Source organism: Mesorhizobium sp. B2-3-14 (assembly GCF_006442175.1).
Taxonomy (GTDB): Bacteria; Pseudomonadota; Alphaproteobacteria; order Rhizobiales; family Rhizobiaceae; genus Mesorhizobium; species Mesorhizobium australicum.
On sequence record NZ_VFVP01000002.1, the window covers coordinates 394,393 to 409,122 of the forward strand.

Consider the following 14,730-nt stretch of genomic DNA (forward strand, 5'->3'; position numbering starts at 1 on the left):
TAGAGCGAGGGAAGCGACATGCCGGAACGGCAGCCAGGTGGCCGCGACTCCGCCCTGGCCACACCGGCGCGCCGGCAGGGTCTGCGTGAGGCTGTCGGATGGTGCAGATTTAAAGAGGCGTTACAGTACCGTCTTTTACTTCTGACATACTTGCGCGTTGAACTGCTTTTGGAGGGACGCCATGCCTGACGTCGTCAAAGTGCGTGCCGCGACAAACAACGAAGTCGCGTTCCTTTCCTGGGATCTTCACGGGATGATCCCAGGCTGCCTCGGTTTCGAGATCGTGCGCCTCTATCCCGATACAGGCGAGGAGCGTTGCCTTGCGTCCTGGGTGCCCTTCAAGGGTCAGCGCAATCCCCGATGGATTCCTCAGGATACCGGTGTCTGGCCGGTGCAGAAGACATTCTGGCGCGATCTGACTGTCAGGCGCCGCCGCGACAGCATAGACGTCAGGCCGGACGGCGAAATGATCGCCTACCGCGTGCGTCCCGTTGGCGACATGAAGCCGGGTCTCGATCCCGTGCCGGTGCGCCCCGATCAGGTCGTCGACGGCAAACCCGCCTATACCGGACCGGCGCGGCCCCTTGGCTATCTTGGGCAGGGCGCGGTCAGTCCGCCAATCTTCCTGGGCCAAATGTTCGGCAAGGCACGCGTTGCCTTCACCAACGGCGTGCTTTCGACGCAATGGATGTCGCATGCGCTGGCGGAAGCCGGCATCAAGGTCGGCCAGCGCGACAAGATCAGGGCGGTGCTGCAAGACCCGACCAGCAAGATCCGCGCCTATCTGCATGGCGACGTGCCTGACGTGCTGACCAGCCTGTTGAAACGGGCCAAGGCCGAAGGCGGCACGGTCAGGCTTGCGCTCTATGAGCTCGGCGACGACGAATTGTGCGACGCCATCATCGCAGCCAGGGATGTAGTCGAAGTCATCCTCTCCAATTCCGGCAGGGATGACCAGACCAAGGCCTGGGATGCCGGCAACGCACCCTACAGGAAGCGTTTGCACGATGCAGGCGTCGTGGTGACGGACCGCCTGTTCAACAACAACCATATCGGCCACAACAAGTTCGTCGTCTACCGCGACACCCAGGGCAATCCGCAAGCGGTCATGACCGGCAGTACCAACTGGACGTCGACTGGCATATGCGGCCAGTCCAACAACGCTTTTGTTCGCGACGATCCGGCGATGGCGGAGGTGTTCGACGCCTATTGGGAACGCATGAAAGCCGATGTGTTTCCGCCACCGGCTTCGGAAAGTGCTGCCGGCCACGTCGTGCAGACGCAGGGCGTGCCGTTCCGCAAGGAGAACCACATCCCAAACCCGCTCAACGGCGCCTCGGTGGTGTTGGACGGCATGACGGTGTGGTTTTCGCCCAACGACCCGAACCGCAACAAGAAGGACATTTCGGTGCGTCCGGTCGACCTCCAGGACGTCTTTGCCCGCATCAAAGCGGCGAAGCGGGCCGTGCTGTTCCTGGTGTTCAACCCTTCGCTGCTCGGCGAAAATTCGATCGTGGACCAGGCGGTTGCGGCGGCGAAAGCCGATCCGAACCTCATCGTGCAGGGCGCGATCAGCGACGAAACGGCCATGCCCAACTATGTCGCTCCCACCAAGGATCCGGTCACCCACAAGTCGAACAAGGACGGCAAGTCGCCCTTTGTCTATCCGGAGAAGGTCTGGGAGGCCCCGAATGTCTCCATTGTACGGGCGGCGAACCTGACCGGGGCCACCATCGCGACGGATTTCCAGGCCGAAGTGCTCACCGTCGGCCACGCGATCGTGCACGACAAGATTGTTATCATCGATCCGATGGAGGACAACGCCACCGTCATTACCGGCAGCCATAACCTCGGTTACAAGGCGTCCTACGAAAACGACGAGAATTTGGTCATCGTGGAAGGCGACAAGACCTTTGCCGCGGCCTATGCCGTGCACATGCTCGACGTCTTCGACCACTATAAGTTCCGGGCCTGGCGCAGGACGATCGGCAAGGGGCCTTCCGACGCTGACGGGATTGCCATCGACGACAAGTGGCTGAAGCCCTATGCGGACGGCAAGAAAGGCGCAATCGCCCGCTACTTCCCGTAGCCGTCGCGTTCTGCATCCAAGTTCATTCGGGACCGTTTGGCGTCGGCCGGCCGGTCGATTTCCTTGGTGCAAGGGGATCTCCGGTCCGGCTCTTTCTTTCCTCTGGTCGAACCAGTAGCTAGTCGTGCTTGCTGGCCGATGGCCGCACTGACATGGATGACGGCATGGTCGCGACCGGCTCGAGCGAAGGCGAAGCGGGAACGCAATGGGCGGCGCTCGCGGGCGTCACCGCCGCACTAGCCATGTTCGGAGCGGCGCAAGGGTTGAGCTCGCCGCTCTTCACGATCCTGATGCAGAAGCAAGGCATGTCGCCCGCCCTGATCGGCTTGTCGGCGGCGATGATGCCGGTTGGCCTGATTCTTTCGGCCTCTTTCGTGCCGGCTGCCGTGCGGCTGTTCGGGGCGCGAAACCTGGCCGTTGGCTGCTCGCTGACCGGGGCGATGTGCTTCCTGGCCATCTTCTGTCTGCAAGACTGGGTTGCCTGGTACGTCATCCGATTCATCATCGGCATCGTCATCAACCCGCTCTATGTGCTGGGCGAAGTCTGGGCGCTGTCGCTGGCGCCGCCGTCGCGGCGCGGGCGAGTGATGGGCGTGTTCAACACACTGATGGGCGCCGGCTATGCCGCAGGCCCCTTTACGCTCACTCTGGTCGGTATCGAGGGCTGGGCTCCCTTCAGCGTCGGCATCGTCGGTTTCCTGCTCTGTGCCGTCATTTTGCGCCTTGTCTCCTCGAAGCTCGCCGGTTTCGAGGATGACGGCCAGCCTGCCGGCAGCTTTGTCGGTTTTGCCCGGCTGGCGCCGGCGCTGCTGCTGGCGGTGCTGGTCTCGGCCGACGTCCAGCAAAGCACCTATGCGCTGGTTCCCGTGTTTGGGGCGGGCTATGGCTTGCCGGAGGCGGTGCTCGCCGCGCTGGTGATGTCGCTGTCGCTGGGCAACATCCTTCTGCAGATCCCGCTCGGCCTGCTCGCCGAACGCTTCGGTGGCCGGCCGATGATCCTGGCCTGCGCGGTGGCGACGACCGTTTGCGCTGTTCTGCTCCCGCTGCTGATCACCACACCGCTGATCTGGGGCGTGCTTCTGGTGATGGGCGCGGTGGGCTACGGTGTCTATACGATGGCGCTGGTCGAACTCGGCAGCCGCTTCAGGGGTTCGCTGCTGGTCACCGGCAATGCGGCGTTCGCCTTGCTATGGGGTGTCGGCGGTATCGTTGGTCCGCCGGGCGCGGGCCTGCTGATGCAGGCGATCGGGCCGGTGGGTTTGCCAACCGTGATCATTGGCCTCGACGCTTTGCTGGTCGCGTTCGCGCTTTATAGATCGGCCAACCGCGGAGGCTCCTGACAGGGTCTGGCTGGAGCCGGGCATCCGTCCGGGCCGCGGGGCTTACCGCCGCCGGGCCGAACCGCTAAGTCTGCAACCGCGACAGCGTTATGGATCATGGATCTGGTGGATACGAGAAGCGACGAGACGATGCAATGGGCAGCGATCACCGGTGTGATCGCGACCGTGTCCGTTTTCGCCATCGCGCAGGGCCTGTCCTATCCGCTGCTGAGCTTCATCCTGCAGCGCCAGGGTGTCTCGCCCGCGATGATCGGCCTGTCGGCGGCGATGACGCCGATCGGGTTCATCGTCTCGTCGCCAATTATTCCAGCGCTGGCGAGGCGGTTCGGAGCAGGGCGCACGGCTCTGACTTGCGCGGCGCTTTCGGCTGTCGTGCTGGCGCTGATCGGCTGGACGCAGAACGTCTATCTCTGGTTTCCGCTGCGCTTGCTGATCGGCGTCGTGACCAACCCGCTCTATGTGCTCAGCGAAATCTGGGTAATCGCGCTGGCGCCGCCGGCCCGGCGCGGCCGCATCATGGGCCTCTATTCGACGATCATTTCCGCCGGCTTCGCGACCGGTCCGCTTTGTCTGCTCGCCGTTGGCACAGAAGGCTGGCCGCCGTTCCTTGTCGGCATTGGTGCCTTCGTGCTCTGCGGCATCTGCCTGGCGTCGGTTCTGCCACGGCTGCCCAGAGTAGACGAGGCCGGGCATCAGGTTTCGGTGATGGGTTTCATGCCGCTCGCCTGGCTGCTTCTGTCGGCGGTGGTCGTAGCCGCGGGCTTCGAGCAGGCGGTGCTGGCGCTGCTGCCCGTCTACGGCACGCATTATGGCATCGCGGAGGCTCGCATGTCGGCGCTGCTATCGGTCATGATCGCCGGCAACATCGCCATGCAGGTTCCGCTTGGCCTGCTGGCCGAGCGGCTGACGGCCCGTCTTGTGCGCTTCATCTGCGTCCTGCTGACGCTGTTTGGCTGCGTGCTTTTGCCGATGCTGATCGAAACGCCGCTGATCTGGCCTTGCGTCTTCGTCTGGGGCGCGGTGTCCTACGGCATCTACACGATGTCCATCATCGAACTTGGCGAGCGCTTCACCGGTTCGGCGCTGGTTGCCGGCAATGCGGCATTCTCCCTGATGTGGGGTGTCGGCGGCATCCTGGTTCCGCCGCTTACCGGTGGCGTTATGGATGGGATCGGCGCGGGTGGCTTGCCGCTGACGCTCGGCGCGATCTGCGCCGTGCTTGCGTTGGCGACGATTATCCGTCGGCGGGTGCGGTGAAGCAACGCCGCGAGGGCCGCAAAACACCGTATCGCACCTTGAATGTCAGCGCCGCCAACGCAATGTAGGCGAAGCCGTCCAAAATCCCGGAGACCTGCATGACCTCTTCGACGACCAAAGCCCAGCCCTTTCAGAAGACCGGCGATCCCTTCCTCTGGCTGGAAGACAGGACCAGCAAACAGTCGCTCGACTGGGTGCATCGCCAGAACGAGGTCACTGTAGCGGAATTGCAGGGCGACCCATCCTACCAGGCGTCGTTCCAGACGGCGCTCGACCTGATGACGGCCGAGGACAATATCGCGGTTGGCGCGGCAATTGCCGGTCATGTCTACAATTTCTGGCAGGACAAGACCAATGCGCTCGGCCTGTGGCGGCGCACGACGGTCGCTTCCTACAAGACCGACAAGCCCGACTGGGAGACAATCATCGACTTCGACCAGCTGGCTGCGGAGGAGGGGATAAAATGGGTGTTCGGCGGCGCCGTCAGGCTCTACCCCGATTTCAACCGCTGCCTGGTCTCGATGTCGCCCGATGGCGGTGACGCCAGCGCGATGCGCGAGTTCGACATCGCGGCCAAGTCCTTCGTGGAAGGCGGTTTTCAGGCACCGGCGTCGAAATCGGGCTTCGGCTGGCTGGACGAGGATACAGTCATCGTCTCGGCCGCTTTCGAAGAGGCCGACAAGACAGAATCCGGCTATCCGCGCGTGGTCAAGCTCTGGAAGCGCGGCACCAGGCTGGAAGAGGCGACCCCGATCTTCGAGGCAGAGATCGAGGATCTTGCCGTTGGCGCCGGTGTCGAGTTCGACGGCGAGAAGCGTCACGTGTTTCTGGCGCGGACACTCAACTTCTTCGCATCGCACAGTTTCCTGCGGCTGCCTTCGGGCGAGAACCGCCGTATCCCGCTGCCCGACGACGTCACCGACACCTCGCTCTTTAGGGATCAACTGGTGTTCGGGGTGCGCACGCCATGGACGGCGCCGGACGGCACCGCATGCCAGCCGGACGGGCTTTACTCCTTCGACTTCGCGCATTGGATCGAAAACGGCGATTTTGGCGCCATCGAAACCTTGTTGGCGCCAGCGCACCGGGTTTCCATTGCCGGGCTCGCCAGAACGCAGGACCGCCTGTTCATCAGCTTGATGGACAATGTGCGCGGCAAGGTTCTCGTCTGCGAGCGCGAGCGCGGCGCCTGGTCGCTGAAACCCGTCGTGCTGCCTGAAAACGGCACTGTCGGCATCAGCCATGCCGAGCATTTCGGCTCCACCGTCTCCTTTTCCTTCACCGATTTCCTGACGCCAAGCTCGATCATCTGGTCCGATGACAATGGCGAGACGCTGGCGACCGTGAAATCGCAGCCGGCCCGCTTCGATGCCTCGCCGCTGATTTCGGAGCAGTTCGAGGCGCGCTCGAAGGACGGCACGATGATCCCTTATTTCGTCGTCAGGCGGCGCGACCAGAATGGTCCGGTACCGACATTACTCTACGGCTATGGCGGTTTCGAAGTGCCACTGTTGCCCGGCTATGCCGGCGTGCGCGGCAGGCTGTGGCTGGAGAAAGGCAATGCCTATGCGCAGGCCTGCATTCGCGGCGGCGGCGAGTTCGGACCGGCCTGGCACCAGGCGGCGCTGAAAGGCAAGCGCCAGAACGGCTTCGACGACTTCTCGGCGGTGGCCGAAGATGTCGTCAGGCGCGGTATTGCCACGGCTCAATCGCTCGGCATCCAGGGCGGCTCCAATGGCGGCCTGCTGACCGGCGCTTCCCTGACGCAGCATCCCGAGCTTTTCGGCGCCGTCATCATCGAGGTGCCGCTGCTCGACATGCTGCGCTACACCGAATTGCCGCCGGGCGCTTCGTGGATGGCCGAATATGGCGATCCGTCAAAGCCGGAAGACGCCAAGTGGCTTTCCGCCTATTCGCCCTATCAACATGTCAAAGCCGATGCCGCCTATCCGCCGGTGCTCTTGACGACCTCGACCGCCGACGACCGGGTCCATCCCGGCCATGCGCGCAAGATGGCGGCCCGCCTGCAGGAGGCAGGACACGGCAAGACGCTGTTCTTCGAGGAGACCGAAGGCGGACATGGCGGGCGCGGCGACCGCCGACCGCAGGCGGCGCAGACGGCGATGAAGTATGTCTTCCTGCAGCGGGCACTGGCGGAAAAGCCTGACCTCATTCCATGGCACCCCTGAGCAAAGGGTGGTTCACCTCGACCGCCCTTTGCTCTAAGGTACCTTCATGGCTCTCGCTAGACTATCAGCTCGCGCATTCCGGGTCGCGGTGACACCGTCGTCACGCACGCTGCGCGCCGAGCTTTTGCGGCTGTGCGCCCGCATCGGCTATTCGCCGCCTGCCGTCCTCTGACGAATTCGCCCCGGCACCGCCGGAATGATTTCAGAGGAAAGACCAAATCAATGACCTACCAGAATTATTCGCTGAAGCAGCTTCAGCAGATCGACGCCGCGCATCACCTGCATCCCTTCACCGACCATAAGGAGCTGCGTGAGGCAGGCGCCCGCGTCATCACCCGCGCCAATGGCCCGTTCATCTACGATTCCGAAGGGACGGAACTGCTGGACGGCATGGCCGGCCTGTGGTGCGTCAATATCGGCTACGGCCGCGACGAGCTGGCCGAGGCCGCCTATGCACAGATGAAGGAACTGCCTTACTACAATTCCTTCTTCAAATGCTCGACGCCGACGCCGGTGCTGTTGTCGAAGAAGCTGGCCGAGATCGCACCACGCAACGTGAATCAGGTGTTTTACGGCTCGTCCGGATCGGAGGCCAACGACACCGCCTTGCGCCTGGTGCGCCATTACTGGGTGCTTGAGGGTAAGCCGGAGAAGAACCGCGTCATCTCGCGCAAGATGGCCTATCACGGCTCGACCATTGCCGGCACTTCGCTCGGCGGCATGGATGCCATGCACAAGCAGCTCAACGGTGCGGTGCCCAACATCGTCCATGTGATGATCCCCTATGCCTACGAGCTGGCTCTGCCGGGTGAAAGCGACCACGATTTCGGCCTGCGCGCGGCAAAGTCCGTCGAGGATGCCATCCTCGAGGCCGGTGCCGACAAGGTCGCGGCCTTCATCGGCGAGCCGGTGATGGGCGCGGGCGGCGTCAAGATACCGCCGGCGAGCTACTGGCCCGAAGTGCAGCGCATCTGCCGCAAATACGATGTGCTTTTGATGCTGGACGAGGTCATTACCGGCTATGGCCGCACAGGTGAGTGGTTCGCGGCGCAGACCTTCGGCATCGAAGCGGACACCATCACCACGGCCAAGGCGCTGACCTCGGGCTATCAGCCTCTTTCGGCGCTGCTGGTTGGCGACCGCATTGCCTCGACGCTGGTCGAGAAGGGCGGCGAATTCAACCATGGCTACACCTATTCGGGGCACCCAGTGGCTTGCGCTGTGGCCTTGAAGAACCTGGAGATCATCGAGAGGGAAGGGCTGGTCGACCGTGTCAGGAACGACACCGGACCTTATTTCGCTAGCGCATTGCAGGAGCGTATTGCCGGGCATGATCTGGTCGGCGAAGTGCGCTCGATCGGCCTGATGGGCGCGATCGAGATCGTCAAGGACAAGGCGACGAAGGAGCGCTTCCTGCCGTCGGGAAGTGCCGCGGTGACGGTGCGCGACCACGCCATCGCCAACGGCATGATGCTGCGGGCCACCGGCGATACGATGATCCTGTCGCCGCCGCTGATCTGGACCCGCGATACGATCGACATGGCTTGCGAGCGCATCGGCAAGGCGCTCGACCTGGCACAGGCGGACCTGCGCAAGCGATAGGAGCAAACCTCGATTGGGCGTTTCTGCGAAGAAACGCCCAATCCCGGAAATATACGGTACGAGCGGGAACGAATTTCGCCTTCGGAGCGTAATGTAAGGGGCGGCCGATCCGGCCGCGACAGGGGATTGCCCACATGAGAAAGACCGGCAAAAGCCGACGCGTGCAAGAGGCGGCCAGCCTTGGCGCGGACCTGATGCTGGCGCCGCTGGTGGTGATGATGCGGCTGCCGCTGATGGCCATGGAGGCGCGAAGCGGCGAGCCCTGGAGCGCGGAGACGGCAATGGCGGTCAGCGAAAAGACCGTCGCCATCGCCGAGGGCGCGCTTGCCGCGCAAATGTCTTTCCTGCAATCGGCGTCACGTTTCTGGCCGGAGGTTCTCTCGGGTCGAACGCCGTCGCTGTTCAACGGCGTCGCGGCCGAACGGTCGATCAGCGCAGCGCTGAAGCCGGCCGGCCGCGCGGTGAGGGCAAATTTTCGCCGGCTTTCCACAAAGGGTTGAAGCGGAAGCCCCGGAACTTTTTTGCGCATCGTCGAAGTCTTGCGCTAGAACCAATCGGCATACACGCCGATGGGGAACAACATGGCCGGACAACCGCTCAACCAACCGGCTGAAATTCCAGCCGAACTCGATCGCTGGAACTGGGGCGCCTTCTTCCTCAACTGGATTTGGGGCATCGGCAACAGCACCTTCATCGCGCTGCTGGCGCTGATCCCGGTCGTCAACCTCATCATGATCTTCGTGCTTGGCGCGCGCGGCAGCCGCTGGGCTTGGCAGAACCGGGCCTGGCGCGACGCCGAGCAGTTCCGCAAGACGCAGCGCAATTGGGCGATTGCCGGCCTTGCCGTATGGGTGGTCAGTATCGGCGGTTGTGCGACGATGGTCGGCAGCATCCCTTTCGTGCTCAAAGGCAGCGACGCCTACCGCATGACCATGGACGCCGTCCGCGCCGATGGTCGGGTCAAGGCCGCCATCGGCGACGATTTGGTCGACAATTTCTGGGTCGGCGGTCATCTCAACGTCAATGCGAATGGCGCGGGCGACGCCCAGTTCAGCATTCCCGTCCACGGCGCCAAGGGCAAGGCCACCGTATATTCCCATCTGGTTCGCAATGCCGGCACATGGAGCACGCGCTTGCTCGTGGTCCGTGTGGACGGCGTCGATGCACCGATCGTGCTGACCAATGAAGACCATGTGCCGATCCCGGGTGCGGCGATCGGAATATAGACGGATCGTCGGTAATAAAGGGGCCGGAAATGCAAAAACCGCGCCCCATCGGGAACGCGGCTTTGCCAGATACGCATGGCGTTTCGCTACGAAGACACTTGCGAAACTTACGGGCTCCGGTACGCGAGACCTGATCCGGAGCGCCGGGCGGATGCGATATGTCCGCCTCGCAATCTGTTTTATAGGGACATCGTTACCGCGGAGTTATCGAGAGCTTAAGCAAATCTAAATTTGCGGCCCTTGGTCCGGAAGAACCCGAAAAAAAATAAACCAAATCCGCCGCTTACGCCGAGTTGCCGCGCAGAAAATTTATTATGCCGGAGAAATCGGCGCCGCCATGGCCCTGGGCGTTGAACAGGGCATAGAGCTGCGCCGCTTCTGCGCCAAGCGGTGTCACCGCGCCCGCGCCAAGCGCTGCTTCCTGCGACAATTTCAGGTCTTTCAGCATAAGAGCCGCCGCAAATCCGGGCTTGTAATCCCTGTTGGCGGGCGAAGTGGGAACCGGGCCAGGCACCGGGCAATAGGTGGTCAGCGACCAGCACTGGCCCGACGAGGTCGAGGCGACGTCGAACAGCGCCTGATGCGACAGGCCGAGTTTTTCCGCCAGCACAAACGCCTCGGCGACGCCGATCATCGAAATGCCGAGGATCATGTTGTTGCAGATCTTCGCCGCCTGTCCGGCGCCGTCACCGCCGCAATGGACGATGCGGCCGGCCATCGGCTTCAGGATCGGCTCGGCCGCCGAGAAGGCATCGTCGGCTCCCCCAGCCATGAAGGTCAATGTACCGGCCGTGGCACCACCGGTGCCGCCCGAAACCGGCGCGTCGATGGACAGCAGGCCGTGCTTTGCTGCGATCGAATGCGCCTTGCGCGCCGATTCGACGTCGATCGTCGAGGAATCGATGAACAGCGCGCCGTTCCTGGCCTTGGGAGCGATGTCCCCATAGACCGACAGCACGTGCTTGCCGGCAGGCAGCATGGTGATAACCACGTCGGCATCCTTCACCGCCGCGAGCGCATTGGCCATAACGACGACGCCATGTTCGCGCGCGACCGCGAGGTTTTCCGGCATCAGGTCGAAACCGTGCACGGCATGCCCAGCCTTGACCAGGTTCGCGGCCATCGGATTGCCCATATTGCCGAGGCCGATGAAGGCGATGGTGGTCATAGTGGCGCTCCGTGATTGGGTAAGTAGGCAGTAGGCAGTAGGCAGTAGGCAGTAGGCAGTAGGCAATCTATTCCGGCGCAAGTTTGCTGATGAGTTGGCGGAGCATTTTTCCGATGCCCTCGGTTGCTAACAGGATGCGGTCAGCTTGATCATGCGTGGCAAGACCGATGCGCTCAGCGATCTGGAGATGGGTCTCCAACTCCTTCAGCGAGCCTTGGGCGATCCTGAGAAATTGCTGATATGAGCCTCGATTGTCCCGGCCATAACCTTCTGCAATGTTTGCGGGAATAGAGGTTGCAGAGCGGCGGATTTGGCTGGTAAGGCCATATAATTCCTCTTTAGGCCATGCTTTGGTCAAGGCGTATGTCGCGGCGGCCAGATCCATCGCCTGCTGCCATACGATAAGATCCTTGTACGAATTGATCGTGCCGGTCATCTGCCCACTGCCTACTGCCTTTACCGTCCTATCAGCGCTCGCGCGATGATGACGCGCATGATTTCGTTGGTGCCTTCGAGGATCTGGTGCACCCTGAGATCGCGCACCAGCTTCTCGATGCCGTAATCATGCAGGTAGCCGTAGCCGCCGAGCAGTTGCAGCGCGTCGTTGGCGACGTTGAAGCCGGTGTCGGTGACGAAGCGCTTGGCCATTGCCGACCATTTGCCGGCGTCCGGCGCCTTGCGGTCGAGTTTGGAGGCCGCCGCATAGAGGAAGATGCGCGCCGCCTGCAACTCTGTCTCCATGTCGGCCAGCCTGAACTGCAGCGCCTGGAACTGGTTGATCTTCGAGCCGAATGCCTTGCGCTCGGCGGTATAGGACAGCGCCTTGTCGAGCGCCGACTGGGCGCCGCCCAGCGAACAGGCGGCGATGTTCAGCCGGCCGCCGTCGAGCCCGGCCATGGCGATGCCGAAGCCGGCGCCTTCGCCCGACAAGAGGTTCTCCGCCGGCACCTTGCAATCCTCGAAGATGACCTGGCGGGTCGATTGCATGTGCCAGCCCATCTTGTGCTCATTGGCGCCGAAGGAGAGGCCGGGCGCATCCTTGGGCACGACGATGGTGGAGATGCCTTTCGGGCCGTCGGCGCCGGTGCGCACCATGACGGCATAGACATCGCTGTCGCCGGCGCCGGAGATGAACTGCTTGGAGCCGTTGAGGATGTAATCGCCGCCGCTTTTCGCCGCGCGCGTCTTCAGCGCCGCCGCATCCGAACCCGAGCCAGGCTCGGTCAGGCAATAGCTCGCCAGCCATTCCATGGAGGTGAGCTTCGGCAGGAAGCGCTGGCGCTGCTCATCATTGCCGAACCGGTCGATCATCGAGGCCACCATGTTGTGGATCGAGATGAAGGAGGAAAAGGCCGGGTCGGCGTGCGACAGCGCCTCGAAGATCAGCACGGCGTCGAGCCGGCCGAGCGCGGAACCGCCGACATCGTCCCTGACATAGATGCCGCCGAGGCCGAGCGGCCCCGTCTCGCGAATCACATCGGCGGGGAAATGTCGCCTGCGGTCCCAGTCGAGCGCATTGGGCGCCACGCGATCGGCGGCGAAGGCCCGCGCCATCTCCTGGATGGCACGCTGTTCCTCATTGAGTTCGAACTGGCTGGTGCTCGCATCGACCGCGGCGTCCATGGCGTGCTCCCTGTAGGCTGGCCAGCTAGCCCGCTGGCTGTCGTTTTTGGCTTTGCGCGCGCATCAATCTAGACCAATGATGCCGCCGCGCAACCCGACCTATCGCGGAGCGGCTGTGCACCAATGCATGCCCGGAGCAAGATGTGACGACAAAATTCGATGAGCTGCTGGAAAAGTTCCACGCCTATCTCGCTTCCGTCGATGACGCTCTGGTGCGCGACGCCGTGGCACGCATAGGTTGGGACATGCCGGCCCGAAAGTTGGAGCCGCATGCGCTTGGCTGCCTGCGCCATCTTGATCGCGGGGCCGGACTGGCACCGCCGGATGCGAGGCCGCTGGTGCGATTGCTGGCCGAGCAGCGCAACGAACTGCATTGGGGACAGACCTACACCGAGGCTGATTTCGGCAGGGCCTTCATCGACAATTACGGCTGGCTGGAAATCTTCGGCACGCGTGGGCACTTCGTCAACGAAGAGGCTGCCGCCGGGCTGCTGATTCTTGGACCCGGGATCGTCTACCCCGACCATCATCACGTCGCCGAGGAAATCTATATTCCGCTGACCGGCGGTACGGAATGGCGCATGGGCGAAAGCGGTTTTCGCAGGCGGGAGGCCGGCGAGGTCGTCCACCATGCCTCCAACGTCAACCATGCCATGCGAACGGGCAAGGAGCCGCTGCTGGCGCTCTATATCTGGCGCGGCGGGCCGTTGGCGCAAAAATCCACGATCACCGGCACCGCGACGCAGGTCAGAGGCTGATGGCCAGGGCAATCATGCTGCAAGGCACAGGGTCGGATGTCGGCAAGACGGTGCTGGTCGCAGGCCTTTGCCGCGCCGCGAAAAAGCGTGGCCTGAAGGTGCGGCCATTCAAGCCGCAGAACATGTCGAACAACGCCGCCGTCGCCGATATCCCCGGCGACAACAACCATGGTGGCGGCGAGATCGGCCGCGCGCAATGGCTGCAGGCGATCGCCTGCGGCGTGCCGCCATCGGTGCATATGAACCCGGTGCTGCTCAAGCCGCAGACCGATGTCGGCGCGCAGGTCATCGTCCAGGGCAAGGTGTTCGGCGAGGCGCGGGCGCGCGACTACCAGGCGCTGAAGGGCCGGCTGATGGATGCAGTGCTGGAGTCCTGGGGCAAGGTCGGCGAGGGCGCCGACCTCGTCATCGTGGAGGGCGCCGGCTCGCCGGCCGAAATCAACCTCCGCAGCCGCGATATCGCCAATATGGGCTTTGCCACGCGCGCCGATGTGCCGGTGGTGCTGGTCGGCGACATCGATCGCGGTGGCGTCATCGCCTCGGTCGCGGGCACGCATCTGATCCTGCCGGAAGAAGACCGGCGCATGATCGTCGGCTATCTCATCAACAAGTTCCGGGGCGATGTCTCGCTGTTCGATGACGGCATCAAGGCGATCGAGAAGTTCACCGACTGGCGCTGTTTCGGCGTCGTGCCGTGGCTGAAGGCCGCGGCACGGCTACCCTCGGAAGATTCCGTGGTGCTGGAGCGGCTGGCATCCGGCGAGGCGCGCGCGCTCAAAGTGGCGGTGCCGATGCTTGGCCGCATTGCGAATTTCGACGATCTCGACCCGCTCAAGGCCGAACCGCAGGTCGAAGTGGTGTTCGTGCCGCCGGGAAAGAAGCTGCCGGCCGATGCCGGGCTGGTGGTCATTCCCGGCTCCAAGTCGACGATCGGCGATCTCCTGAAGTTGCGCGAGAATGGTTGGGATCGGGATCTTGCGGCGCACCGCAAGCGCGGCGGCCATGTCGTCGGCATCTGCGGCGGGTTCCAGATGCTCGGCCGCATGGTACGCGATCCCGACGGCATCGAAGGTTCCGTCACGGAAGCCGAGGGGCTCGGCCTGCTCGATGTCGAGACGGTGATGGAGTCGGAAAAGACTGTGCGCAATGTCACCGCCCGCTCGGTACCGTTCGATCTGCCGCTCGAAGGCTACGAAATCCACCTCGGCCGCACCACGGGTCCGGACACCAGGCGCCCGTCGGCGATCATCAATGGCGCCGAGGATGGCGCGATCTCGGCGGACGGCAAGGTGATCGGCACTTACATGCATGGCCTGTTCGGCGCCGACGGCTTTCGCGGGAAATTCCTCGAAAGCCTAGGCATCAAGGGCGGTGGCCTCGACTATCGTGCCGAAGTCGAGCGGGCGCTGGACGAAGTCGCGGCCGAGCTGGAGACCCATCTCGACTGCGACGCGATTTTTTCGCTGGCGCGTTGAAGG

12 protein-coding genes are annotated in these 14,730 nt (G+C 63.3%); 9 read left to right on the forward strand and 3 right to left on the reverse strand.

The genetic code is table 11. The annotated features are described in order from the left end of the window. Window positions 1-181: 181 nt before the first annotated feature. From FJ950_RS06550 to FJ950_RS06585, 7 genes are all read left to right on the forward strand, one after another. Complete coding sequence (locus FJ950_RS06550) at window positions 182-2,089, forward strand: phospholipase D-like domain-containing protein (RefSeq protein ID WP_140615952.1); 1,908 nt, start codon at window positions 182-184, stop codon at window positions 2,087-2,089. A 164-nt stretch (window positions 2,090-2,253) separates the two neighbouring features. After that, entirely contained in the window at window positions 2,254-3,429 is a 1,176-nt protein-coding gene (locus FJ950_RS06555) for an MFS transporter (protein ID WP_140615954.1), read from the forward strand. A gap of 96 nt (window positions 3,430-3,525) precedes the next feature. After that, a complete protein-coding gene (locus tag FJ950_RS06560) occupies window positions 3,526-4,686 on the forward strand; it encodes an MFS transporter (RefSeq protein ID WP_140615956.1) in 1,161 nt (386 codons plus the stop codon). A 98-nt stretch (window positions 4,687-4,784) separates the two neighbouring features. Continuing rightward, window positions 4,785-6,875, forward strand: coding sequence for a prolyl oligopeptidase family protein (locus tag FJ950_RS06565; RefSeq protein WP_140615958.1), 2,091 nt, complete (start codon window positions 4,785-4,787; stop codon window positions 6,873-6,875). 222 nt (window positions 6,876-7,097) lie between these two features. After that, window positions 7,098-8,477 (forward strand): aspartate aminotransferase family protein, encoded by a 1,380-nt coding sequence (locus tag FJ950_RS06575; protein ID WP_140615960.1) that lies wholly within the window; start codon window positions 7,098-7,100, stop codon window positions 8,475-8,477. A gap of 134 nt (window positions 8,478-8,611) precedes the next feature. Next, a complete protein-coding gene (locus FJ950_RS06580) occupies window positions 8,612-8,977 on the forward strand; it encodes a hypothetical protein (protein WP_140615962.1) in 366 nt (121 codons plus the stop codon). 81 nt (window positions 8,978-9,058) lie between these two features. Beyond that, window positions 9,059-9,703, forward strand: a complete 645-nt coding sequence (locus FJ950_RS06585) for a cytochrome c oxidase assembly factor Coa1 family protein (protein ID WP_140615964.1) — start codon at window positions 9,059-9,061, stop codon at window positions 9,701-9,703. Between the two features lie 283 nt (window positions 9,704-9,986). On the opposite strand, the gene mmsB is transcribed toward FJ950_RS06585, so the two are convergent. The 3 genes from mmsB to FJ950_RS06600 all read right to left on the reverse strand — a co-directional run bounded on the left by mmsB (window position 9,987) and on the right by FJ950_RS06600 (window position 12,494). After that, window positions 9,987-10,871 carry a 3-hydroxyisobutyrate dehydrogenase gene (gene mmsB / locus FJ950_RS06590; protein ID WP_140615966.1) on the reverse strand — a complete coding sequence of 295 codons (885 nt, stop codon included), beginning with the start codon at window positions 10,869-10,871 and terminating at the stop codon, window positions 9,987-9,989. A gap of 67 nt (window positions 10,872-10,938) precedes the next feature. After that, window positions 10,939-11,307 carry a four helix bundle protein gene (locus FJ950_RS06595; RefSeq protein WP_140615968.1) on the reverse strand — a complete coding sequence of 123 codons (369 nt, stop codon included), beginning with the start codon at window positions 11,305-11,307 and terminating at the stop codon, window positions 10,939-10,941. Window positions 11,308-11,327: 20 nt separating this feature from the next. Then, window positions 11,328-12,494 (reverse strand): isobutyryl-CoA dehydrogenase, encoded by a 1,167-nt coding sequence (locus FJ950_RS06600; protein WP_140615970.1) that lies wholly within the window; start codon window positions 12,492-12,494, stop codon window positions 11,328-11,330. 143 nt (window positions 12,495-12,637) lie between these two features. Between FJ950_RS06600 and FJ950_RS06605 the strand changes: the two genes are divergently transcribed. Both FJ950_RS06605 and FJ950_RS06610 read left to right on the forward strand, forming a co-directional pair. Next, entirely contained in the window at window positions 12,638-13,252 is a 615-nt protein-coding gene (locus FJ950_RS06605; protein WP_140615972.1) for a dimethylsulfonioproprionate lyase family protein, read from the forward strand. Then, window positions 13,252-14,727 (forward strand): cobyric acid synthase, encoded by a 1,476-nt coding sequence (locus tag FJ950_RS06610; protein ID WP_140615974.1) that lies wholly within the window; start codon window positions 13,252-13,254, stop codon window positions 14,725-14,727. Before FJ950_RS06605 ends, FJ950_RS06610 begins: the two co-directional genes overlap by 1 nt. Window positions 14,728-14,730 lie beyond the last annotated feature (3 nt).

Excerpts from the sequence above, each read along its gene's own strand:
- FJ950_RS06550 (WP_140615952.1), top strand. The coding sequence starts at position 182 with ATGCCTGACGTCGTCAAAGTGCGTGCCGCGACAAACAACGAAGTCGCG.
- FJ950_RS06555 (WP_140615954.1), top strand. The coding sequence starts at position 2,254 with ATGGTCGCGACCGGCTCGAGCGAAGGCGAAGCGGGAACGCAATGGGCG.
- FJ950_RS06560 (WP_140615956.1), top strand. The coding sequence starts at position 3,526 with ATGGATCTGGTGGATACGAGAAGCGACGAGACGATGCAATGGGCAGCG.
- FJ950_RS06565 (WP_140615958.1), top strand. The coding sequence starts at position 4,785 with ATGACCTCTTCGACGACCAAAGCCCAGCCCTTTCAGAAGACCGGCGAT.
- FJ950_RS06575 (WP_140615960.1), top strand. The coding sequence starts at position 7,098 with ATGACCTACCAGAATTATTCGCTGAAGCAGCTTCAGCAGATCGACGCC.
- FJ950_RS06580 (WP_140615962.1), top strand. The coding sequence starts at position 8,612 with ATGAGAAAGACCGGCAAAAGCCGACGCGTGCAAGAGGCGGCCAGCCTT.
- FJ950_RS06585 (WP_140615964.1), top strand. The coding sequence starts at position 9,059 with ATGGCCGGACAACCGCTCAACCAACCGGCTGAAATTCCAGCCGAACTC.
- mmsB (WP_140615966.1), bottom strand. The coding sequence starts at position 10,871 with ATGACCACCATCGCCTTCATCGGCCTCGGCAATATGGGCAATCCGATG.
- FJ950_RS06595 (WP_140615968.1), bottom strand. The coding sequence starts at position 11,307 with ATGACCGGCACGATCAATTCGTACAAGGATCTTATCGTATGGCAGCAG.
- FJ950_RS06600 (WP_140615970.1), bottom strand. The coding sequence starts at position 12,494 with ATGGACGCCGCGGTCGATGCGAGCACCAGCCAGTTCGAACTCAATGAG.
- FJ950_RS06610 (WP_140615974.1), top strand. The coding sequence starts at position 13,252 with ATGGCCAGGGCAATCATGCTGCAAGGCACAGGGTCGGATGTCGGCAAG.